We start from the raw sequence: 22,940 nt of genomic DNA on the forward strand, positions 1-22,940 counted from the left end.
CTATCAAATTATTAGCCCCACTCTTTATTACTCTTTAAAACTAAAAACAGTACAAATAATCCTGACATAATAGCAAACACATTAGAGGCTTGTACTCCCTGTTCACTTTCTTCTTCTTTTTTCTCTTGTTCTTCTTTTTTCTCTTTCTTTTTAGAAACGACTTGATTGTCATTTTTGCTTTTTTTCTCTTTATGAGCCTTCACATTATTTACTTCCTTATTGTCTGTCGCTGGCTCTTTTATAACGTAGTTGATTTCCTCTTTCTCTTTCAACGGCTCTTTTATAAAATAGTTTACTTTCTCTTCTTGCTTTGGAATTTGAACAACTGGAAGTTTTTCTTCTGGAAGCGGAATCTCTATTTTCGGATCTTCCTGCTTCTCAATTTTTTTCTTATCTTCTACTTCATTTTGATTCTCTTGCTCTTCTATCTTTTCATCATCTTTCACTTTTTGTTCGATAATAGAAACGATATATTCACTCTCTGTCACAAGTTTGTTACCTGCCCCATCTGTTACTTCCACAATAAGTTGATGTGGCCCAACAGGTAAAGATTCTGTTATTTCAAATATTTTCTGCCAATCCATGTCGTGTTTATTATAGTCTAATAAAAAAGTAATATCGTTACCTTCTTCTTTTCCTTTTAATATAACGCGCACTTCTTTAACAACCGATTCTATATCTACCGTTTGTACTCGTATATGAACGGATTCTCCCTTTTTCCGTTCAATCAAGTTCCCTTTTGCCTCATCAATAGTAACCTTCTCTAACTTCGGCAATTCTTTATCTATAGTTGGTGCTTCATTGTTTATACGAATGAGCGGGACATTTAATTCATTCTCTATTACTTCTTCCTTCTCATCTTCTTTATAGCTTTCAACGAGCCTAAGGTTCCACTCACCTTGTAAATCATATATTCCGGCCTTATAATTAGCGATCCATCGCTTCGTTTCTTCTTCATACTCAAAAGATATTATTCTCTCTTGTCTGTACTGCTCACCATTTTTTTGTAATTGTAATATGCCTTTTACACTTTGAATGTTTTTCTCATTTGGTTCTACAGCAATCCACACTTCTTCGCCAATCTTTAGCTCCTGCTTATTAACTGTAATAACCCCTCGGTCTGTTTCTATCGTTCTTTCTTCTTTTTGTTCTTTCCCTTGCTCATTTTCTACTGCTTTTTTTTCATCTTCAATTGAGGGCATTTCCACTTGTTCCGGCTGTTCCTGAACTTCTTTATTTTTTCCCTCTTGGTCATTTACTTCGCTTATATTTTGATCTTGCACACTTTTTTCTTCTGCCTGACCTTCCAGTGGGAAAAATATACATATATGTAAGAATAGCCAACTAACTAGAAAAAACTTTACGTTTTTCATCTATTTGTTCAAACTCCTATTTTGACGTCTTATAGCGATTTCGTCACTTTTACTCCGAAAAATCCATCTACATTTACAAGTTCTCCATACGCCACTAATACATCGTTCACATAAATTTGAATCGGTTCATCAATATCTTCATCAAGTACGACCGCTTCATTTTCTTGTAGACTTAAAATATCTTGAATTGTTCTCACTGTACTTCCAAATACAAATTTAACATTCATTTCTACATTTTTTAGAATAGATGCATCCATATATACTGGCTCAACTTGCTTGACTTCTTTATATTCAATTGGCTGTACGACTGGTGCAGGAATTTCTTCCTCTTCAACAACTTCCTCAACTATTTCTTCTTGCTCTTCCACCATCGGATATAGAAGTCGTCTAACCATTTCTTTCGCTTCTGATATCGGTAGTATTTGATACATCTTTGATTGAAGGAGATCACCAATTTCAAGATTAAAAGTAATTTGAACGAGTTCGTCAACTGCCATCGACTCTCCCAAATATTCCATTTCTTCTTTTAAAGAAACAAATTTAACGTCTGGTGGTGTCATATCCATTTTTTCTTTAAACATTTCTGACATTGCTGTTGCAGCATGCCCCATCATTTGGTTCATAATTTCTTTAATGCCACTTAACTCTAATTCACTTAGCTCTTTCTCCGGATCAATTTCACCCGTTCCCATCATCATTAAATCTACCATTGTTAAAGCAACATCTTTCGTAAATACGAATACATTCTCATTCTTTAGTCCTTCAACAAAATCGACATTTAAAATAACAAACGGAACCGGTACTCCTTCATAATGACGAACATTAATCGCCTCTACATTTGGTGTACTAATAGTGACAGGCTGATTTAAAAGCGTCGATAGTACTGTTGAAGCCGAACCAATTGAAATATTCGCAATTTCACCAAGTACATCTTTCTCTTCTTGTGTTAACTGTTCTTTTTCCACATGCTCTTCTACAAGCTCAGTTTCCTGCACTTCCGCCTGCTCATCTATTCCTTCTTCCACATCACCAGATAATTGTAACAATTTATTTATCATTCGCTTCGCATGTTCAACTGAAACAACCTGTACAAGCTGAGAATTCACAAGATTATCTATTTTTAATTCAAACGATACTTTAACAACCATATTATTCCCATTAATACCAGAAATCTTCTCCATCTCTTCTGTAAGTTGCACAACTTTAATTGTTGGCGGAGACATGTCTACCGTATCTTGGAAGAATTCTGACATAGATGTTGCTGCGAATCCCATCATTTGATTCATAGCTTCTTGTACTGCACTTAGCTCTAATTCACCAAGCTCTTTTCCCTCTTCAACTTCACCTGTTCCCATCATCATTAAATCAGCAATAGATAAAGCAACATCTTGCTTTAAAACAAGAAGATTTTCCATATCTAATCCTTTTGTGAAATGGATATTTAATATAACATGTGGAATTTCAACATCACTTGTATCATATAAATCTACCAATTCTACTTGAGGAGCAGTAATACTTACTTGCCTATTTAAAATTGTTGATAATACAGTCGAAGCTGAACCAAATGATATATTAGCAATCTCACCAAGAATATCGCATTCTTGAGGCGTTAAATGTTCATTTTCATTTTCTTTTTCTAGCACAATTGTGCCAGTATCCCCTTTTGTGTGTTGCTCAGGCATTTTTCCTGCCTCCTCATTTTTGTTTTTCTATCAAATGATTTAAACTCTTTATTACACTCGTTATATTTTACCAAACTTATCATCCAAATTGTGAACATGTATTTATTTCCACAATATGTGTAAACGACGGTTTTCATATACTTATATTATTAGTTCTACCCAAAAAGCTCCCCAATTGTATACAAGTGGGGAGCTTCCTTCATTCCTATTATAAACCTTCTGGGTTTAAAATGAGGACCACTCGTCCATCACCGAGAATTGTCGCACCAGAGAAATAGTTAGAGCTCTCTGCAAAGAAATCACCTAATGACTTTAAGACTATTTCTCTTTGACCGATAATTGTGTTTACGATAAGTCCATAGCTACGATGTGTATTACGAACAATTAACACAGGAACCATTTGACTATCATATGATGCGAACGCCTCATCTACTGTTTTTTCACCAAATACAGTACTTAAATGTTTCACTTCAATAATTTGATTGCGATAGTTTAAAACGTCTTTTCCTTGTAACGATTGTATGTCTTCTTTCTTAATTCGAATGGCTTCAACAATATTGCCAAGAGGCAACGCATAACGCTTATCACTTGTTTGAACAAGCATTGATTGAATAATAGACAATGTTAAAGGAAGTTCAATTCTGAATGTACTTCCTTTTCCTTCTTCAGAATCAATAATTAAATGCCCACCTAAACTATGAATCGTATGTTTAACAACATCTAATCCAACTCCACGTCCAGAAAGGTCAGATACAACTTCCGCTGTACTAAATCCTGGTTGGAAAATAAGATCAAACACTTCACGATCCGTTAATTTATTTGCCTCTGATTCCGTTACAACACCATTTTTTATCGCTTTTTCTAATACTTTTCCTTTATGAATACCATTTCCATCATCAGTAATTTGAATTACGACATGATTTCCACTATGAAACGCCTCTAATTTAATAGTACCTGTCTCATTTTTCCCGGCATCACGTCGGTTTTCGACAGTTTCAATACCATGATCAATTGCATTACGAATTAAATGAACGAGTGGATCACCAATTTCATCAATAACAATTTTATCAACTTCAGTATCTTCACCTTTAATTTGTAAATCGATTTTTTTACCTAAATCTTTCGCTAACATACGTACCATACGTGGAAAACGATTGAAGACCGTTTCAATCGGTACCATACGCATATTTAACAATACATTTTGGATATCTTTTGAAATATCCCCTAATCGATTTAAATGCTCGATTAACTCTTTATTTTGAATCGTTTCTGCTAATTCATCAATTCGTCCACGCTCAATTACACTTTCTTCAAACATATTCATTAATCTTTCGATTTTTTCTAACTGAACACGAATAGAACGATTCTCTACTTTAGCATTTTTCGTTTTTGTAGTACTTTTAGCCGGTATAGTACTAGCTGTTGTAGTTCGTGCCTCTAGAGATGGATCCAGCTGAGTTGCTGCAATAGATTGTACGATTCCTTCCTCAGCTATATTTCCTTGCTTCACTTCTACTTTCTCAATTTCAGAAACGTGAAGCACCACCTGTTTCAATTCTTCAACACTACGATCGGTCTCCATATATACTGTAAACTCAAATCCAAAAGCATCCGCTTCGATTTCTTCAATGCTTGGAACCGTTTTTTGTATATCCCCTACATTTTGTAATGCTTCAATACACATAATGGCACGTACTGCTTTTAAAATGGCTTGTTGTTCAACGGTTATATATACTTCATGTGAAACTGTATCATCATTGTTTATACTACTTTGCTCTACTTGTTCCATAGAAGCTTCTACATTCCCGTTTAATAACGCTTCTAATTTATGCTTTGTAGATACAACATCAATATTACCCATTCCGCCCTGCTGCACATCTGCAACCATCTTTTCTAAATTATCAATGCACTCAAAAATAACATCAATAATATTAGCATTCACCATCATATTTCCATGACGGATTTCGTCTAAAACATTTTCCATCTTATGCGTTAAATCCGCCATTTCTGTAAATTCCATACTCGCAGACATACCTTTAAACGTATGAGCTGAGCGGAATATTTCCCCTACAACACCCATATCGGCAGGATTCTGTTCTAAATTTAGCACATTTTCATTTAGCGACTGTAAATGTTCTTCTGCTTCTTCAAAAAATATATTTAATAGATCTGTTTGCATTTTAATCCCCTACCTGTCTAACAAACATTTCATTTATGTATAACAATTTAGTGTTTTATAACGAGAAAAAAGGGGGCCACATATCTATCTACTATCATTGATTTGATTCTTTGTGGCACCCCTTCTATATTAGCTATTTGCTACTTTTGTTAAAGCCTCGATAACACGATCGGCTTGGAATGGCTTTACAATAAAGTCTTTTGCCCCGCCTTTAATTGCATCTAACACCATACCTTGTTGTCCCATTGCAGAACAAATAACAACCTTTGCACTCGAATCAATTTTCATAATTTCTTTTAATGCTTCAAGTCCGTCCATTTCTGGCATAGTAATATCTAGTGTTACAATATCAGGTTGAAGTTCTTTATACTTTTGAATCGCTTCTACCCCATTCTCTGCTTCACCGATAACTTCAAATTCTGAATTACTTTTTAATAAGTTTTTAATCATTGTTCGCATAAACATCGCATCGTCTACAACTAAAATTTTATGTGCCATTCTTTTTGGTTCTCTCCCTCTATGTATAAATATATCTTAATATTTCACCTTATCATTCTCACTCATTATACAAAATAAAACGAGAAAATTTAATATTTTTTTAAAAGAATTTCTTTATTTTTATTATTTTATTAATAAAATAGAAATATATTATTCTTTAATATATATTACAACGCGCCGGTTTTTCTCCCAATTTTGCGGTGAATCATTTGATGCTACTGGTTTTGTGTCCGCATATCCTACCGCTGCTAACCTTTTATCATCTACATTATACACTTCAATTAAGTGGTGAATCATATTAGCTGCTCGTGCTGAAGATAATTCCCAGTTGGAAGGAAATTTTTCATTATGAATCGGTCTACTATCTGTATGTCCTTCTACAACAATTGGGTTTGGTACCGATTGAAAGAACCCTACTAATTGACTAATTACTTCTTTTGCTTCCGGTTTAACATTCGCATCACCTGTATCGAATATTAAGTTATCCACTATAACGATGCTCACACCTGTATCTTCACGATATACATTCACTTGACTAACACCATTATTATCTACATATGCTTTTAACTTTTTATACAATTCATCCATTCGTTTTTTTGAAACTGCTTTTTCATCATTTTTTTCATGTGAAATATCTGGTATTGTACCTTCCATTACTTTCGCATCTACTTGCTCTGCATCACTAAACTTTTCAAGCATCTTCGATAATTTTACTGTATCTTGTTTTGAAGTCGCAACTAGTAATACAAAGAAAGTTAGCAATAACATCGTTAAATCAGTAAAAGTCGTCATCCAACGAGGCGATCCTTTTTGCGGTCGTTTTATCATCACCATACCACTCCTTGAAATATTAGGCTGCTCGTTTTTCTTTTTTTATCTTCGTTTCATATACGTATGTATCAAGCTTTAACTTTAACTTAGAAGGAATTTGTCCTCGGTAAAGCTCTGTGATTGCTTCTATTATAAACTTCTTCTCTGTATACAAATCTTCAATGCCACGATACACTTTTTCAGATAACGGTATTGCAATCATGTTTGCAATAACAGATCCATACAATGTCGTCAACATAGCAACTGCCATCCCTGTACCAATTTGCGATGTATCTTGCAAGTTTTGAAGCATAATAATAAGACCAATTAAAGTTCCTATCATACCCCACGCTGGAGCGAAATCACCAATCTTATCTAATAATGTTGCTCCTTTTCTTAACTCATATACTTCTGTTTCAACATCTCTCATTAATACTTCTTTTAATTCTGCTTCATCATATCCACTTAACATTAAACGAATCCCCTTTTGAATAAAAGGATTGTCCACTTGCTCTCCATCAACTTCTAACGAGAGTAAACCATGTTTTTTAGACTTCTTTGAAAAATCAACGAACAAATCCGTTAACTGTTCTAGATTTTCCTCTCTTCTATGTAAAACAGTAAAAATACTTTTCGTATATTTTTTTATTTCTCCAAATCTATATGCCACAATAATTGTCGCTGTTGTTCCCCCTATAACGATCAAAATAGATGAAACATCTAAGAAATTTTTAAAAGCTTTTATTCCACCACCGCCAAGCATAATCGCTGCAATTAAAATAACGAAACCTACTACAATGCCAAAGGGGCTAGAAATATCAAACTTCCTTTTTTTCCTTTGCGGTCTAGCTAATCCTTGATTTTCGTCTCCCATATTCCTGCCCTTCCTTTTTCGTTTTCGTAAAACATTTTTTTATTTTAATAATACGTTTTCACATATAACAATCATTATACGCGTATCATCTATTTATCGCAATATACTCATTAAATTGACACATTTCATTTCCATATTAGAATTATAGTATGGAAATATGAGGAGGATCACGATGGAACATAACATTTTACAAGTCATTGCATTAGCAGAAAAACTAAAATATGAAATGCGACATAGTTGGCTTTCTAACGGACGTCAAGAAAGTGTTGCTGAACATACGTGGCGTATGTCCCTAATGGCTATCTTAGTTGAGCCTTATTTGGATCAAAAAGTAAATATAGAAAAATTACTTAAAATGGTTATTATTCATGACCTTGTCGAAGCAGAAGCTGGTGATATTCCTGCCTTTGATACGATGAATAGCCGTGAATTACAATTACAAAAACAAAAAAATGAGCAAAAGGCTATTTTGAATATTAAACGTACACTAGAAGGTTCTCTTGGTGAAGAATTATACGATTTATGGATGGAGTTCGAAGCGAAAGAAACGTATGAAGCAAAAGTTGCTAACGCACTTGATAAACTTGAAGTGAAAATTCAACATAACGAAGCTGATATTGATACTTGGTTACCAATTGAGCATAAAATGACTTTCCAAGTTGGTAAACATACAGATTTTGACTCTTTCTTATCTAAATTACAAAAAATCATTGAACAAGACGGAGAAAAAAAATTACTCGCTGCCGGCATTGACGTTGAAGCATGCAAAAAGTAACCATTTAATTATGAAATAAGACACTCATTTTGAGTGTCTTATTTCATAATTGTTGATATTGCCTGCTTATAAATAAGTTGTTGTTTTCCATCTACTAATATTAATACTGTAAATCTATCTACTCCAACTACTTCCCCTACTATTCTTACTCCGCTCTTTAAAAATATAGTAACTACACCTTTTTCTTCTTTTATTTGCTTATACAACTCTTCTTGTAAGTGTTCCATAACTGTTTTCCCCTTTACAAATAAATAATCCTAATATAAAAAAATAAAGATTAGTCACTTATATACTTTGTCTTTTATATTCATAAACTTATTAATTAGTATATCTAAATCTCGACTAAATAACAAAACTTTATTATGATCTAATCCATGCCTAGCAACAAGTTGAATTAACTCTTTCTTTTTGTGTTCTATTTTATTGTGTAATTGTCCCATCTCCATCTCTATACTAAAACTCCCTTTTCCCATAATATTACTTGTAAAATTATAGTACATTTTCAATCATAAAAAAATAAAAAAATGGTTTTTTTTACAAATTTTATATTTATGAAAAGAAATTTTAATGTAATTGTAAGTTACATACCCCTTTCATTTATAATACATTCACCTAGTATACACTTCCATATTGTTTTACCATTTTCAAAAAAGCGCTATGAAAATAAGTAAATATCATATCTAAATCAGCTCACAGGCTCTTGTCTAATTAGAAGTAAGACTTGCTCCTTTTCCAAATAAAAACATATCTTATAAAGTAATCCATTGGTTATATAGATTAATTTCCTAAAAAGGAGGAAAAAACATGAGCTTTGGTGGTAGTTGCGCTGGTTTCGGCGGTGGATTTGCTTTACTCATCGTACTATTCATCCTTCTAATCATTATCGGATGTAGCTGTTGGGGTGGCGGCGGAGGGTTTTAAATATAATACGTATCCTTTTCGCTAAACTCTAAATGAATAAAATATGTTAACTAAAAACTATACGAAAACAGCTCATATTTGAGCTGTTTTTTCATACTTTCGTATGAATTTATGTCCCTCTTATTTGCGATTTCAATAAACAAAACATCGTTTAATATAAAATAAGAAACATTCTTACTAAGGAGGATTATAATGATTAAAGGTCTTTATGAAGCACATTTACCTGTCTGTAATTTAGAAATTTCGATACCTTTTTATGAATCACTGGGGTTAAAATTATATAAACGAGACAAAGATATCGCCTTCTTTTGGATTGTAGAAAATGAAAGTTGGATTGGTCTTTGGGAAGGAAAAGAATACAAAGTCAATTATCATCCATCCTTACGACATATCGCTTTCCAAGTAAGCTTACACGATTTAGAAAACGCAATACACTGGCTCAAACAGAAAGGAATTCCAGTGCGAAAAGACTTTGGAATGGAGCCAATTGAGCCAATCGTTTTTCCAGAATTAGCACACGCCTCCGTATATTTTAACGATCCTGATGGAAATAGTTTAGAATTCATTGCACAATTACCTGTTGGACTACCTAAAGCGGAGAAAATGTATTTAAGTGAATGGAAAAAGCATGTACAAACATCGCCAATAGATAGGAATTAATTTTTATGTCAGTGCAATCAGTTTCTTATTCCACACTTCTTAGAACAAATACACACTTCAAAAAACTATTTTATGGTCAAACGTTAAGCGTACTTGGAGATTGGTTTCATACTGTAGCTTTATTGACATTCATCTATAGCGTAACAGAATCTCCATTTATGATAGCACTCACCTTTATGAGCAAAGGATTACCTCAACTCCTTCTCAGCCCATTCATAGGCGGAATTGTAGACCGTTTTTCGAAAAAGAAAATTATGATTTTTACCGATATTTTACGAGGAATTATCGTCCTCACTTATTTATTAGCATTCTATAAGATTGAAATTATTTTCATTTCTAATATATGTTTATCGGTACTCTCTTGCTTATTCGAGCCTGCTAAGCAATCAACTCTAAAAAATATCGTACATCAAAAGCATTTAGTAACCGCTAACTCTCTTTCTAGTACAATCAATGGTTTTATGTCTATTATGGGAGCCTCTTTAGGTGGGCTCATTGCACAATCTTTAAGTATCGAGATTGCCTTTTTTATTAATAGCCTATCATACTTTATTTCAGCCTATATTATTTATAAAATAAAGATTCCTTCTCGTGACACTTTTAGCACGAAAAAAGCATTTTTTACTGATATAAAAGATGGTTATACATACATATTACAAAGAAAAATTATTTTAACATTAATTCTTGTCGGAATTTCATGGGGAATTATTGGAGGTGCTTATCAGCTACTCTTAACAATCTATGCCGAAAGAATTTTCCACACTAACATTGGAATTTTATATACGGTTCAAGGGGCTGGACTTATGATTGGTAGCCTTCTCGTTAACCTATATATATCTAAAAATGAAGACAAGATGAAAAGAGCATTTGGTTGGGCCTATTTACTACAAGGAATTTTCTTTCTCGGATTCATTCTATCCGATCAACTTATTATCGGTATCATTACATTACTCTGTATGCGTATAGCAGGAGGAATCATCGTTCCACTAGATACAACACTGCTCCAAACTTATACGCACGAGAATATGCTTGGTAAAGTTTTCTCTTTTCATTACTCTATTTATGGTTCACTTATACAGTTATCTATGTTCATTACAGGATGGCTTTTAGAAACCCTTTCTCCGCAAGTCATTGGTAGCGTGTTAGCTATATGTTGTATTTTTGTTAGTTTTATATGGCTTTTCTTGTTTTATCGCGGTGAGCTTAGTGAAGAATCTACTATCACTTAATAGCATGTTTATGTACATGCTATTTTTACTTTTGTCGAAATTTACAGGAAAAAGGCGATTTATTTCTCTTACGTTCTAATTTTTTAGAATGTACAATAAATTCAGATTATAAGAAAGGAGTTAACATAATGTTTGACGATCGACTTACCATTTCAGCTGAACAACAAAAGCTAATTTCCAACGCAACTCGTATTCAAATTCTTCACCTTTTAAAGGATGATTCACTCACTGCAAAACAAGTAGCTACTAAACTAAATAAATCGGCTGGTAGCGTTCACTATCACATTCAAATTTTATATGACGGAGGCTTACTTGAATTAGTAGAGACAAAGGAAAAACGGGGAATTATAGAAAAATATTACAAAGCAAAGTCTGCTCATTTCTATATTGAAGAAGCGGGCACGGAAGGAACAAATACAGGGAGCCATATTGTCTCTCATTTATTTTTAACTCCAGAGGAATTACAACAACTCACTTGGGAAATTTCACAAGTATTATTACGCTGGGAAAGCAAAACCGCTCGTCAATCAGCCTCAGAAGAAGAATACGCTATTTCCTGCCGTATAAAAAAACAATGAAAGAAAGGTCCATATGCCCATGAAAAATAAACTATTATTATTGTCGGGGACAGGCATTTCTCGTTTAGGGGATTTTATGTACCTCATAGCTCTAAACTTAATGGTGTTAAATAGCACAAACTCTCCCGCTGCTGTAGCAGGATTATGGATTGTGGGTCCAATTGCCACCGTTGTTACAAAAATATGGTCTGGTAGTATAGTAGATCGATTAAACAAACGGTCAATTATGCTCATCACAGATATTATTCGAGCCGCTCTCATTGGCTGTATTCCACTATTTGATTCTATTTGGGCAATTTATATTTTTATCTTTTTGACTCGCATTGCTACATCATTTTTCGATCCAGCTTCATTCACTTATAAAACAATGCTCATACCAGCTGAAGAGCGTACCCAATTTAATGCCTGGAATAGCCTATGTACAAATGGGGCTTTTATTATCGGTCCAGCTCTTGCTGGAATACTTCTCACTACATACTCGGCAGCCTTTGTTATTTACTGCAACTCAATTTCATTTCTACTTTCTACCATTCTCATTTACTTCTTGCCAAATATCACATTACAAACTAAGCAAAACGAAGAGGTTGCAAATACTTTCGTACAAACGTTACGAAGTGATTGGAAACAAGTCTTTTCATTCGCACGAACTGAAACTTATATTATTCTCGTATTCGTTTTATTTCAAGCTACGATGCTTGTCTCTATGGCACTTGATTCACAAGAAGTTGTATTTACAAGACAAGTACTGTTTTTATCAGATGTAGAATATAGCATGCTTGTTAGTATAACCGGAGCAGCTTACGTTTGCGGTTCATTTCTTGTCTCTCTCTTTGCAAAACGATTACCGATTCAACATTGTATCGGCTTAGGTATGGTTTTTACAGCAATAGGCTATGTGATTTTCGCCTTTTCAAATTCATTTATAGTCGCAGCAAGTGGCTTCATTTTACTTGGAATTTCTTCATCATTTGCTGGTACTGGCTTTATAACATTTTATCAAAATAACATCCCTGTACATATGATAGGACGTATCGATAGCGTGTTTGATTCAATAAAAAATTTCATCCAAATCTTTTTCATTTTAGCAATTGGAGCATCCGCACAATTTCTTTCCGTTCAAATTACTGTAATCAGTAGTTCATTACTCATTCTTTTCCTTTCCTGTTTATTAGCAATCCGGGTAATGACGCCTTCACGAGAAAAATATTTTAACGTATTATCCGAAAGAAGTCTCCTTCCTCAAGCGTGTGAAAAACGATAGTCTAGCGATAGGTGGGAGGCGGACTGCATAAAACCCCCACTGATTAAAATTTCACTTTATGTTAAAATATTTATTGGATCTGATTATGTAGGGGGGCTATTTTGGAGATTATATTCATTTTCATATGTATTATATTAGTAGCTTCTATTTTACAAACAAGTACCGGTTTTGGCTTTTCTATTATGGCAACACCTTTTTTACTCATGTTATTTCTACCACAAGAAGCTATACAAATAAATATCATTTTATCATTAATTATTTCCATATCACTCATTTGGAAAATAAGAATGGACATTGATTTTATTCTACTGAAAAGATTAATTTTCGGAAGTATAGTTGGTGTTCCTTTTGGTATTTTAATTTTCATTTCCATTAACATCAACACATTTAAATTAGCAATTAGCATCCTGCTCTTACTATTAACGTTGATGCTAATATGCAACTTTAAGATTAAATCAACAAAATCTAGAGATTTCTTAGTGGGTGGATTATCTGGTCTTTTAACGACAAGTATCGGTATGCCAGGTCCTCCCCTGTTACTTTATTTTACAGGAACTGATACAAAAAAAGAGAAGTTAAGAGCAACTACTTTAGCTTTTTATCTGTTTATATATTTCATTAGTCTGATGACTCAAATACTCTTTACTGGCACTAACAAAACAATTTGGGAATCAAGTTTTTATGCAATGCCAATTGTATTTTTAGGTTTGTTTATAGGACAAATTATTTTCAAATGGCTTAATCAACGGATTTTTAAAATATTTACGTACATCCTTTTAAGTTGTACGGGGGGTTATCTTCTTATTGAAAGTTTGAATTCGTTATAGAAAATGCTTTAGATTGCGCAATAACAGCTTGGTTTAAATGAAATTATTGTTGTATTTTTAAGTACGGTGCAGTATTTCACTCCAAAAATAAAATAACTTTATTTTCAGTTTACAAGTACTAATCCACTAGTAATTCTTTCATAAGTAGATCATTTGAAAACTACAAGATCCTTTTAATACTAATTAAACGATAAAAAGCGGCTATTATGCCGCTTTTTATTTTTATATTAAATATGGTAAAGCTAGAAGGCTACCCATCGCTATTACAAATACACTAAAGAAAATCATCCAAGATTTTAAGTTTCCCTTTTCTATATCAAATTGGTCGATATTAAACCAGATGACAGTAAATACATCGTTATAACAATCATCCACATATTGTTTCTCAATAGGGGTACTTAATGATTTATGAATAATGTATAAAACTAATTTTCCATATTGATCAATCACTTCTTTCAAAGCATCTTGATCGCGTTTTTTCATAGCTATAATTAAATCCTCTTCAGAATTGAAAATCATAAACATCATCCTTCCTCAGTTCCCCTTTAGCAGCTGCTTTTACTTACTATTGGCATTTCATTCTCATTTTCTATCACTTTTGTAAAAATTTATTAATTTTTATTTCTAAGTATATGATAACAAACAAAACACATTTCCCCTTCCAAAAAAAGACAAACCTACATCTCAGGTTTGTCTTTTTACTTATTTTTTATTTAATCCTTTCTCACTTAAAAACTCTTTCATATGCATTCTCTTCTCTTTTGACATAAATGTGCTCATTGATTCCGTCCATGTTACGTTTTTTTGATTTGACGATCTTTCTTTGTAATACGCATTCATCGTTTCATCATATTCGTTTAATAATTCATCATATTTCTTTTCATCGTATCCATTTTCATGAAGAATGGCCGCTACCGGTAAACGTGGCTTAACTCCATGATCTTCATCTGGTACGCCAACTGTCATTCCGAATACCGGATATACTTTATCCGGTAAATGAAGCAATTCACTCACTTCTTTCGGGTTATTACGAATTCCGCCAATATAACAAATGCCGTATCCTAATGATTCAGCTGCAAGTGCTAAGTTTTGTGCAAATAATGAGGCATCTACTGTTGCTACAATAAAGTCCTCTACTCCCTCATGTTTAATCTCTGTTCCATGTTTTTCACATGCCATTTCAAGTCGCTTTAAGTCTGCACAACAAACAAAGAATGCTGCGCAGTCTTTCACGTGACGATTCCCGGATAATTCTGCTAGTTTAGCCTTTAGGTCCTGATCTGTTACATATATAACAGAATAAGCCTGTACAAAATGTGAGGAAGCCGCATGCTGTGCAGCTTGCACCATTCTTTCTACTATCTCTTTTGAAATTGGTTCTTCTTTATATTTACGAACTGAAACGTGTTGCTCCATTTTATGTATCATCTCATTCATGAAAATCACTCCTTTTTTCTCTTCATAATGAAAAATTACCATATCTTTTTCATTATTCACAACTTATAAGCACAAAAAGAGCAATTCTTTTCGAATTGCTCTTTTTTAATGTTTATTAATACGGTATATGAAATTATATCGACGTTTTGGCAAATAACGACGAATTTATATGCTGTTATGCAATGCTTGTTAAGCTGCTTTCAACACCTTAATACCTTTAACGATATTCCAAATGAAGTAGTAAATCCCTACAAGGATAAACACTGCATACGTTATAACCATCCCAATTCCAACGCTCTCAGACTGATTGAAACTTAAACCGTATACTCCTGATAGTGCTAATCCTCCAAATAAAATTGCATATGGGAAGATATGTGACCAAAATGCTTTTTTTGCATGATATTTCACTTCATCTTCCGCAACGAAGTACACGATAATTGGCAGTAAAAATGGTGCAAAAAAGATACTAAAGTAACAAAGTGAAGATAATATATTATTCCCTTTCATACGATTCACCTCTAATGTTTTTTGTTACCTTCATTATGTCAGGAAACCATTCCAGAAACTATCGCTTTACCTTTCATAAACATGACATATTTGTAAGATTTCCCTCAAAATAAATCCGGCCTGGAATTTCAGGCCGGATCACTTTCACTATATTCGATTCATAAACCAATATTGCGTAATCGCTAAATATTCTCGAACGTTCGATTGAACAATAATTGGCTTCGGTGTTTTCGCCGGAAGACCTTCTAATGTCAATCCTTGTTTTTCTGCAATCTTTTTTGCTCGGAACATATGAAAATCGTTCGTTACAATCATCCCTTTTTTCATATGTTCAGGGATAAGAGATTTTGAAAATTTAATATTTTCATCTGTGCTCGTCGAACGATTTTCCATTATAATGCGGTCTTCTGCAATATTTTGTTTCATTAATCCTTGTTTCATCGCTAATGCTTCTGTAATATCTTCACCTTTTCCTTGGCCTCCAGATACGATAGCGATTGTTTTCTCATGTGATTTTAAATACTCAGCTGCTTTATCAATACGATATTGCAATGAATAAGAAGGTTTTGTTCCATTTACTTTCGATCCTAGTACAATTATATAATCCGCATCGTAGGTGGCATTCATATGCCCATGCTTATAGATGTTATATTGTAAAAACCCCGCATACACGGCGAAGATCATTATAACAACTAAAATGTACTTAATTATTTTCTTCTTTCTCATATCCATATACTCCTATTCCCTTTACTTCCTTCATCATAATATCCATTTATTTGTTTGTATACAGCCAAATTCCAATTCACCCTAATTCATCCTATAAAAGGTAATATTTATATTACTTTCGGGAATAGTAAGTACAACTTCACACGAAGGAGTGTCCCTCTTGCTTCTCTTTTTATTTAATGTATCGTTCTTTTTTATCTTATTTTTACTATCACTTAAGCTACTTGGTAAATCTGCATTAGCACAACTAACCCCTCATGATTTTGGGGCTATTATTTTTTTATCTTATTTAGCTTTTCAAGCGATACCAGTCGCTGGTGCTTTACAAGCATTTTTCGGCATGGTTACCATTACATGCTTACATCTACTTCTTACAAAACTAAGTTTATTCAATAAATTAAATCGCTTCATTCTCGGGCACCCCATTATTTTAATAAAACATGGAGATATTATTTTTGAGAACTTACAAAAAAGTAGATATCCGATCCCTGAATTGCTTTCTAATCTTCGCGTCGCCGGATATCCAAGTGTTCATGAAATTGAATATGCAATTTTAGAATCAAATGGATCTATAAGTATTTTGCCAAAGCGAGAACTTGTACCATTGACTCCAAAAGATATGAATATAGATGTTAAGTATGCTGGATTACCAATCGCCCTTATTGTCGATTCACAAATTCAATACGATAACTTAAAGTTGATCCATAAAGACGAAAAGTGGTTATATAAAGAGTTAAAAGAAAAAGGCATCACAAACATTAAAAATGTGGCTTTCGCTTCTGTGCAGGAGACAGATGGATCTTTTGCGATTAGTTTAAAAGAATAAAAAAATCCCCTTAACTTGTTCAAGGGGATTTTCTTCACTATATTGCTTCTTTCTCTCTCGCCATGTTTAACGGAACAGGATGTTTCATACGATTCATCGTAAATACGATAATTGCTGTCAATACTTCAGCTACTGGCATAACGAGCCAAATTCCGTTTATCCCAAATAACTTTGGCATAATCCATAACAACGGAATAATAAATAGTAATCCTCGGCTCATTATAATAAGTACGGATTTCTTCGTTTGTCGCACTGATTGGAAGTACTCTCCATACACAATGTTATAGCCTAAAAATACGTATTGGATAAAGAACAAGCTAATACCTGTTAACGTTAACTCCAATAGTTCTGGCGATTGGACATCAAATAGACCAATGATATATTTCCCGAAGAATAATCCGACAATTATCGCAACGCCCCCGAGTACAACCGCAATTTTTACAGCAAACTGCAATCCTTCACGCAATCTTTCTGATAAGTTTGCACCGTAATGGAAACTAGCAATTGGTTGTAATGCTGCACCAACACCGAAGAATAATAGTAATGTCATTGCATGAATACTATTCACCATCGCATAAGAAGCTACACCTAGTTCTCCTGCATATTGAACGAACGCAATGTTAAAACCAATTGTTACAATTGCAACTGTACTTTCTGCTGTAAAGCTTGGGAAACCAATCACCATAATCTGTTTAACCGTATCCCATTCAAAATGGAATTTCGTCCATTTTAAAATACTACTTTTTCTAAAGAAGTGAGATAATAATACAAGGAAACCAATCGCTGCTGAAAGAATAGTCGCTGAGGCAGCACCTGTTACGCCCCATCCAAAGATGAAAATAAAGATATAGTCAAACACTATGTTCAATACAGCCGTTACGACAAGGCCTGCCATTGCTAAATTAGGATTTCCGTCGTTACGTATAAATGTACTTAAAATATTTTCTAAAACGTATATCATTCCAAATGTTAATAACACTTGTAAATAGTCTAACGCATATGGCAAAATCACTTCATTTGCGCCGAATAGATATGCTAAATCTTCTATTCTCCATAAGCAAATAGCCGCTAAAATGCCTACGATAATAACTGCCACTGTCATAGATTGAGTAAAGATAGACCTTGCTCTTTCCAGTTTATTTTCCCCTAATGCAATGGAATATAACGTTGCTCCGCCCATTCCAATCCATAATGAAATAGAAAAGAAAATTGAAAACGCTGGAATAGCTACGTTCACTCCAGCCAAACCGTTTGCGCCCACTCCTCTACTAATCATGACTGCATCAATCACAATATTAACTGACATTAATACCATCCCAAGAACAGCTGGTATTAAATAAGTAATAAATAAGCTTTTAATAGGTTTTTCTCTTAATTTCTCTGTTGTTTCCATCATATAAATGCTCCTTTTTCAATGCTCTGTTCACAGTTTAAACCTTCAAGTTACTTGAAGGTCAATAGAGAATCGAAAAATATATAGCCTATTTTTCATTTATTTTTTAACAACAGGTATTTGAATTTCCGTTACTTGCTCCTTCGGATTTTCTGTTACAGACCAATCAATTAACGCAAGCTCAAGCGCATCTCCGCACACTTCGTATCCTTCGTTATCAATGTGCTTTAATAATTTCGTATACGTTGCGTCTGTTTCTTCATACGGTCCATGGTGATAAGAACAAGCAAATATCCCTTCTTTTATTTCATCTGAAGTATGCAATTGAAAAGGCATGTAGTCCAATAAAATAAACACACTGTTATATGCTTGAAACTCATTTTGAAGTAATGCTTTTTGGGAAACCGTTACACCGATATCTCCTGAAAATAAACTATTATCAATTTGCTTCATATTTTTTTGTAGCGAATGGATATAATATTCAAACATATCATCCGTTGTATTTGGTGCAACTGCAATTGCTGTTATTTTTCGCTTCGGTATCTTTTTATAAATAATTTGATTCGCTTCTGATTCCGTCGCTTTCTTCATTAAATGGATTTTATGTTCCATTTTTGCCAAAGCATACTCGATTTCTCTTTGCTTTTTCAGCATCATTTCTTGTTGTTTTTCAAGTAAATTCAGCGCATAAGACGGATTTCGTTCATCAATATATTTCTTTATTTCCTTTAACGGGATATTCAATTGGCGTAAAAATTTAATCGTGTCTAATAGTGAAAACTGATCAATTGTGTAATAGCGATAATTCGTTTGCGAATCAACAATTGACGGATGAAAAATTCCTTTCTCGTCATAATAACGTAATGTAGATTCCGCTATATTATGCATTTTTGCCATTTCTCCAATTGTAAAACGTTTATTTAATAACATATGCCCTTCTCCAATTCATTAAAAATGTATCCTTATTTCTTCTTATTATATAGTGATTCCCTCCATACCTAAATCGAATCCTATCATGAAAATCTGTTATTTTTTCATTGATTTTTAGTAAATTTTATTATATATTAATTACAGGTTCAAATTACAAGTTCAAAAGAACTTGTAATCAGACCCTTTGTTTAATGGGTTTTACATATTTTCATTAGGCAAATTCCGAGAAATCGTATGATAAAACTAAAAATGATGAGGAGAGGATCAGATGGAATTCGAATTTTTCTTTCAAATTGCACTTATTTTATTAAGTACAAAGCTTGCTGGTGATCTTAGTGTCCGATTAGGTCAACCTTCTGTACTAGGTAAATTAATTGTCGGTATCGTTATCGGTCCAGCAGTATTAGGTTGGATTGAGAATTCAGAACTTCTAACGCAATTAAGTAACGTCGGGGTTATTCTTTTAATGTTTATGGCTGGACTTGAAACAGACTTAGAAGAATTAAACGCAAATCGTAATTCTTCTTTAGCAGTTGCACTCGGAGGTATCGTTCTTCCATTCGTAGGTGGTTATGTTTCTGGTCTTGTTATGGGCATGGAACAAGGGAACGCGGTTTTTTTAGGATTACTTCTATGTGCGACAAGTGTTAGTATTTCCGTACAAACACTTCGCGATTTAGGTAAAATGAAAACACGTGAAAGTACAACAATGCTTGGAGCAGCTGTATTTGATGACATTCTTGTTGTTATTTTATTAGCATTCGCAATGAGCTTCTTAGGTACAGACGATGTAAACTTAACAATGGTTATCTTGAAGAAAGTCGTATTCTTCGCTTCTATTATTTTAATCGGATGGAAAGGTGTTCCAGCGATTATGCGTTGGTTATCACCACTACGCGTATCTGAGTCTATCGTGAGCGCGGCTCTTATCATCTGTTTCTCGTTCGCATATTTCGGCGAACTATTAGGAATTGCTGGTATTATTGGTGCTTTCGCAGCTGGTATCGCTATTTCTCAAACGAACTACAAACACGAAGTAGAAAAGAAAGTAGAACCAATCGCTTACGCTATGTTCGTACCAGTATTCTTCGTAAGTATCGGTATGAATATTACATTTGACGGTATTGGTGATCAAATTTGGTTCATTTTAGCATTAACAGTAATCGCTGTATTCACAAAACTAATCGGTTGTGGATTCGGTGCACGAATGACTGGATTTGATGCAAAGTCTTCTGCAATTATCGGTGCTGGTATGGTTTCTCGTGGTGAAGTTGCTCTTATCATCGCAGGTACAGGACTTTCTTCTGGACTATTAGCACAAGATTACTTTACAGCTATCGTTATTGTCGTTATTTTAACAACGATGATTACACCACCAATGTTAAAATATACTTTTGGTGCAAAAGATAAAGCAATGAAAGCAAGTAAATAAGTTTAATATATTAAAAGGAGATTACTATCTTATAAGATAGTAATCTCCTTTTTTGTTTCACCTTTAAACAATCCTATTCGTTTTTAACCATTTTTCAAAAATGTATCGTGCTTCTTCATCATCAATATCATCATTAAATGAATATACTTTTATGCCATAGTCATCTATATATTCACCTAGCTTCATTTTCTCCACTTTTTTGTAAAAATCATCTGCCTCATAGTGTGGAATATAGGCATCCCAAATTGGTTCATTTATTCTTTTGTACGCTGTCACTTCTAAATCATATCCATCTTCATAATATCCGATGTGATAATGTTTACTAGGATCATATTTCTCCATTAATATCCCCTTCCTTTAAAAAACTATCATATTTCACGTAATAAACAAAAGCGAGCCTTATATTACAGCTCGCTTTTTGTTCTTTTATTTTATTAAATACGCTCCATTGCTGTCTTCAACGTTCCAACAACAAAAGCAATTTCTTCACTTGAAATAACAAGCGGCGGTGCTAATGTTAATACGTTATTATAACCTGCTGTTGTCATACCGTTACGCCCAATAATAAGCCCTTTTTCTTTACAAGCATTTACAACACTTGCAATTTTGTCGTTATCAATTGGCTCTTTCGTTTCTTTATCATTTACTAGTTCGATTCCAACTAATAGCCCTTTCCCTCGAATATTTCCAACAAGCGGATGTTCCCCAATTTCTTCTTTTAATTGATTTAATAAAAGCGAACCCATTTGTGCAGAGCGCTCAATTAAATTTTCATTTTCCATAATCTCTAAGTTTTTAAGCGCTAATGCACAAGCCGCTGGATTTCCACCAAATGTATTAATATGGCGGAAGAATTCATATTCTCCTGTTCCTTTAAACGCCTCATAAATTTCTTTTTTCACAGCTGTTGCTGATAATGGTAAGTATGCGCTCGTAATACCTTTTGCCATCGTAACGATATCAGGCTTAACGTCATAGTTCATAAACCCAAATGCTTTTCCTGTACGCCCGAAACCACAAATAACTTCATCACTTATAAGTAGTGCTCCGTGTTTTTGACACGTTTCATGAACAGCTTTCATATAGTCTTGTGGCGGCATTAAAATACCACCGCCTGTAATAATTGGCTCCATAATAAATGCTGCTATCGTTTCACTTAATTCCCATGTCATAACACGATCTACTTCTTTTACGCATTCTACATCATAAATATTTTGTGATTCCATTTCTGGCATGCGGTAACAATCTGGAGGCGTTACATGTAAAAAACCTGAAGCAAATGGCTCATATTGGTATCTACGCTGCGCTTGACCAGTCGCTGCCATCGTCGCCATTGTGTTTCCGTGATAACCACGATAACGTGACATAAATTTGTAACGATGTGGTTCACCTTTTTGAGCATAATATTGTCTTGCTATTTTAAAAGCTGTTTCATTCGCTTCTGATCCACTATTAGAGAAGAAAATAACATACTCTCCACCAAGCCACTCGTTTAACTTTTCAGCGAGCTTAATTGCTGGTTCATGTGATTGTGACATCGGAAAGTATGATAATGTTTGCAATTGCTTATAAGCCGCCTCTGCGAGCTCTTTTCTTCCGTATCCACTATTCACACACCAAAGACCACTCATACCGTCTAAATATCTTTTTCCTTGTATATCTTCAACCCAGCACCCTTCTGCTTTTGCCCCTACCATTGTACTACTTGGACTAAAGGGACGCATTCCGTGCCAAACATATTGCTCATCTTTTGCTAATAATTCATCGGTTTGTTTTGTCTTCATCATTTCTTCCACCTTCCATAACAACTTATTTTTCACAAAGCTGCGCTGGTGCCATGATGAGTTAAATTTCTCCCTGCCTATTTTCATTCCACAAACACAAGACAAATCCTACCAAAATTAAAGTAATATTTATCCCGCTATTTGCGAGCAGTAAAACTCCCACCCCAAAATTCAGCTGGAGCAAAGAAGTTAGGTGGGAGATTAACTGCCCATAAACGCCCGATTGGTGAAGGCTAAT

The 22,940-nt window shown here is 34.0% G+C and carries 24 protein-coding genes and 1 pseudogene; 9 read left to right on the forward strand and 16 right to left on the reverse strand.

The window, feature by feature from the left end:
* Positions 1-11 precede the first annotated feature (11 nt).
* The 6 genes from QCI75_RS18740 to QCI75_RS18765 all read right to left on the reverse strand — a co-directional run bounded on the left by QCI75_RS18740 (position 12) and on the right by QCI75_RS18765 (position 7,416).
* Positions 12-1,373, reverse strand: coding sequence for a transglycosylase (locus tag QCI75_RS18740; RefSeq protein WP_353761010.1), 1,362 nt, complete (start codon positions 1,371-1,373; stop codon positions 12-14).
* A 29-nt stretch (positions 1,374-1,402) separates the two neighbouring features.
* Positions 1,403-3,055, reverse strand: coding sequence for a flagellar motor switch protein (locus tag QCI75_RS18745; protein WP_353761011.1), 1,653 nt, complete (start codon positions 3,053-3,055; stop codon positions 1,403-1,405).
* A gap of 208 nt (positions 3,056-3,263) precedes the next feature.
* Positions 3,264-5,234, reverse strand: a complete 1,971-nt coding sequence (locus QCI75_RS18750) for a chemotaxis protein CheW (RefSeq protein ID WP_353761012.1) — start codon at positions 5,232-5,234, stop codon at positions 3,264-3,266.
* A gap of 129 nt (positions 5,235-5,363) precedes the next feature.
* Positions 5,364-5,732: a response regulator gene (locus QCI75_RS18755; protein WP_000940577.1), complete on the reverse strand. Its 369-nt coding sequence runs from the start codon at positions 5,730-5,732 to the stop codon at positions 5,364-5,366.
* Positions 5,733-5,882: 150 nt separating this feature from the next.
* Positions 5,883-6,560, reverse strand: a complete 678-nt coding sequence (locus tag QCI75_RS18760) for an OmpA family protein (protein WP_002012067.1) — start codon at positions 6,558-6,560, stop codon at positions 5,883-5,885.
* A gap of 22 nt (positions 6,561-6,582) precedes the next feature.
* On the reverse strand, positions 6,583-7,416 hold the full coding sequence (locus QCI75_RS18765) for a flagellar motor protein MotP (protein WP_144509011.1): 834 nt from the start codon (positions 7,414-7,416) through the stop codon (positions 6,583-6,585).
* Positions 7,417-7,588: 172 nt separating this feature from the next.
* Between QCI75_RS18765 and QCI75_RS18770 the strand changes: the two genes are divergently transcribed.
* Positions 7,589-8,191 carry an HD domain-containing protein gene (locus QCI75_RS18770; protein WP_144509012.1) on the forward strand — a complete coding sequence of 201 codons (603 nt, stop codon included), beginning with the start codon at positions 7,589-7,591 and terminating at the stop codon, positions 8,189-8,191.
* A gap of 38 nt (positions 8,192-8,229) precedes the next feature.
* Here the strand turns inward: QCI75_RS18770 and hfq are convergent, their stop codons facing one another.
* Together hfq and QCI75_RS18780 are read right to left on the reverse strand one after the other, a co-directional pair.
* Positions 8,230-8,418, reverse strand: coding sequence for an RNA chaperone Hfq (hfq, locus tag QCI75_RS18775; RefSeq protein ID WP_144509013.1), 189 nt, complete (start codon positions 8,416-8,418; stop codon positions 8,230-8,232).
* Between the two features lie 54 nt (positions 8,419-8,472).
* Complete coding sequence (locus tag QCI75_RS18780) at positions 8,473-8,691, reverse strand: aspartyl-phosphate phosphatase Spo0E family protein (RefSeq protein WP_002086516.1); 219 nt, start codon at positions 8,689-8,691, stop codon at positions 8,473-8,475.
* A 304-nt stretch (positions 8,692-8,995) separates the two neighbouring features.
* Here QCI75_RS18780 and QCI75_RS18785 point away from each other — a divergent pair, with 304 nt between their 5' ends.
* The 6 genes from QCI75_RS18785 to QCI75_RS18810 all read left to right on the forward strand — a co-directional run bounded on the left by QCI75_RS18785 (position 8,996) and on the right by QCI75_RS18810 (position 13,667).
* A complete protein-coding gene (locus QCI75_RS18785; RefSeq protein WP_000007805.1) occupies positions 8,996-9,112 on the forward strand; it encodes a YjcZ family sporulation protein in 117 nt (38 codons plus the stop codon).
* Positions 9,113-9,304: 192 nt separating this feature from the next.
* Positions 9,305-9,772, forward strand: coding sequence for a VOC family protein (locus QCI75_RS18790; RefSeq protein WP_144507702.1), 468 nt, complete (start codon positions 9,305-9,307; stop codon positions 9,770-9,772).
* A gap of 5 nt (positions 9,773-9,777) precedes the next feature.
* The gene (locus QCI75_RS18795; protein ID WP_353761013.1) at positions 9,778-11,001 is read left to right on the forward strand and encodes an MFS transporter; all 1,224 of its coding nucleotides are present in this window, start codon (positions 9,778-9,780) and stop codon (positions 10,999-11,001) included.
* Between the two features lie 128 nt (positions 11,002-11,129).
* Positions 11,130-11,579 (forward strand): ArsR/SmtB family transcription factor, encoded by a 450-nt coding sequence (locus tag QCI75_RS18800; RefSeq protein WP_144507698.1) that lies wholly within the window; start codon positions 11,130-11,132, stop codon positions 11,577-11,579.
* A 19-nt stretch (positions 11,580-11,598) separates the two neighbouring features.
* The gene (locus tag QCI75_RS18805; protein WP_353761014.1) at positions 11,599-12,840 is read left to right on the forward strand and encodes an MFS transporter; all 1,242 of its coding nucleotides are present in this window, start codon (positions 11,599-11,601) and stop codon (positions 12,838-12,840) included.
* 101 nt (positions 12,841-12,941) lie between these two features.
* Positions 12,942-13,667: a sulfite exporter TauE/SafE family protein gene (locus QCI75_RS18810; RefSeq protein WP_144507694.1), complete on the forward strand. Its 726-nt coding sequence runs from the start codon at positions 12,942-12,944 to the stop codon at positions 13,665-13,667.
* Between the two features lie 282 nt (positions 13,668-13,949).
* Here the strand turns inward: QCI75_RS18810 and QCI75_RS18815 are convergent.
* The 4 genes and pseudogenes from QCI75_RS18815 to QCI75_RS18830 all read right to left on the reverse strand — a co-directional run.
* Positions 13,950-14,192: pseudogene (locus QCI75_RS18815) on the reverse strand (RNA polymerase subunit sigma-70); the annotation flags it as partial.
* Positions 14,193-14,369: 177 nt separating this feature from the next.
* Positions 14,370-15,104, reverse strand: coding sequence for an oxygen-insensitive NADPH nitroreductase (gene nfsA / locus QCI75_RS18820; protein WP_144507692.1), 735 nt, complete (start codon positions 15,102-15,104; stop codon positions 14,370-14,372).
* Between the two features lie 189 nt (positions 15,105-15,293).
* The gene (locus QCI75_RS18825) at positions 15,294-15,611 is read right to left on the reverse strand and encodes a magnetosome magnetite crystal formation protein family (protein WP_002158508.1); all 318 of its coding nucleotides are present in this window, start codon (positions 15,609-15,611) and stop codon (positions 15,294-15,296) included.
* Positions 15,612-15,758: 147 nt separating this feature from the next.
* Positions 15,759-16,337, reverse strand: a complete 579-nt coding sequence (locus tag QCI75_RS18830) for a YdcF family protein (RefSeq protein WP_144507690.1) — start codon at positions 16,335-16,337, stop codon at positions 15,759-15,761.
* Positions 16,338-16,497: 160 nt separating this feature from the next.
* On the opposite strand from QCI75_RS18830, the gene QCI75_RS18835 reads away from it, so the two are divergent.
* Positions 16,498-17,163 carry a DUF421 domain-containing protein gene (locus QCI75_RS18835; protein WP_144507689.1) on the forward strand — a complete coding sequence of 222 codons (666 nt, stop codon included), beginning with the start codon at positions 16,498-16,500 and terminating at the stop codon, positions 17,161-17,163.
* A 37-nt stretch (positions 17,164-17,200) separates the two neighbouring features.
* Here the strand turns inward: QCI75_RS18835 and QCI75_RS18840 are convergent, their stop codons facing one another.
* Complete coding sequence (locus QCI75_RS18840; RefSeq protein WP_144507704.1) at positions 17,201-18,556, reverse strand: MATE family efflux transporter; 1,356 nt, start codon at positions 18,554-18,556, stop codon at positions 17,201-17,203.
* Positions 18,557-18,655: 99 nt separating this feature from the next.
* Positions 18,656-19,486, reverse strand: a complete 831-nt coding sequence (locus QCI75_RS18845; RefSeq protein WP_144507687.1) for a MerR family transcriptional regulator — start codon at positions 19,484-19,486, stop codon at positions 18,656-18,658.
* Positions 19,487-19,754: 268 nt separating this feature from the next.
* On the opposite strand from QCI75_RS18845, the gene QCI75_RS18850 reads away from it, so the two are divergent.
* A complete protein-coding gene (locus QCI75_RS18850; protein WP_128281576.1) occupies positions 19,755-20,918 on the forward strand; it encodes a cation:proton antiporter in 1,164 nt (387 codons plus the stop codon).
* A gap of 63 nt (positions 20,919-20,981) precedes the next feature.
* Here the strand turns inward: QCI75_RS18850 and QCI75_RS18855 are convergent, their stop codons facing one another.
* Both QCI75_RS18855 and QCI75_RS18860 read right to left on the reverse strand, forming a co-directional pair.
* A complete protein-coding gene (locus QCI75_RS18855; RefSeq protein WP_002126534.1) occupies positions 20,982-21,260 on the reverse strand; it encodes a DUF3986 family protein in 279 nt (92 codons plus the stop codon).
* A 92-nt stretch (positions 21,261-21,352) separates the two neighbouring features.
* Positions 21,353-22,702 (reverse strand): aspartate aminotransferase family protein, encoded by a 1,350-nt coding sequence (locus QCI75_RS18860; protein WP_353761015.1) that lies wholly within the window; start codon positions 22,700-22,702, stop codon positions 21,353-21,355.
* Between the last annotated feature and the right edge of the window lie 238 nt (positions 22,703-22,940).

It is taken from the genome of Bacillus cereus group sp. RP43 (genome assembly GCF_040459645.1).
Taxonomy (GTDB): domain Bacteria; phylum Bacillota; class Bacilli; order Bacillales; family Bacillaceae_G; genus Bacillus_A; species Bacillus_A mycoides_C.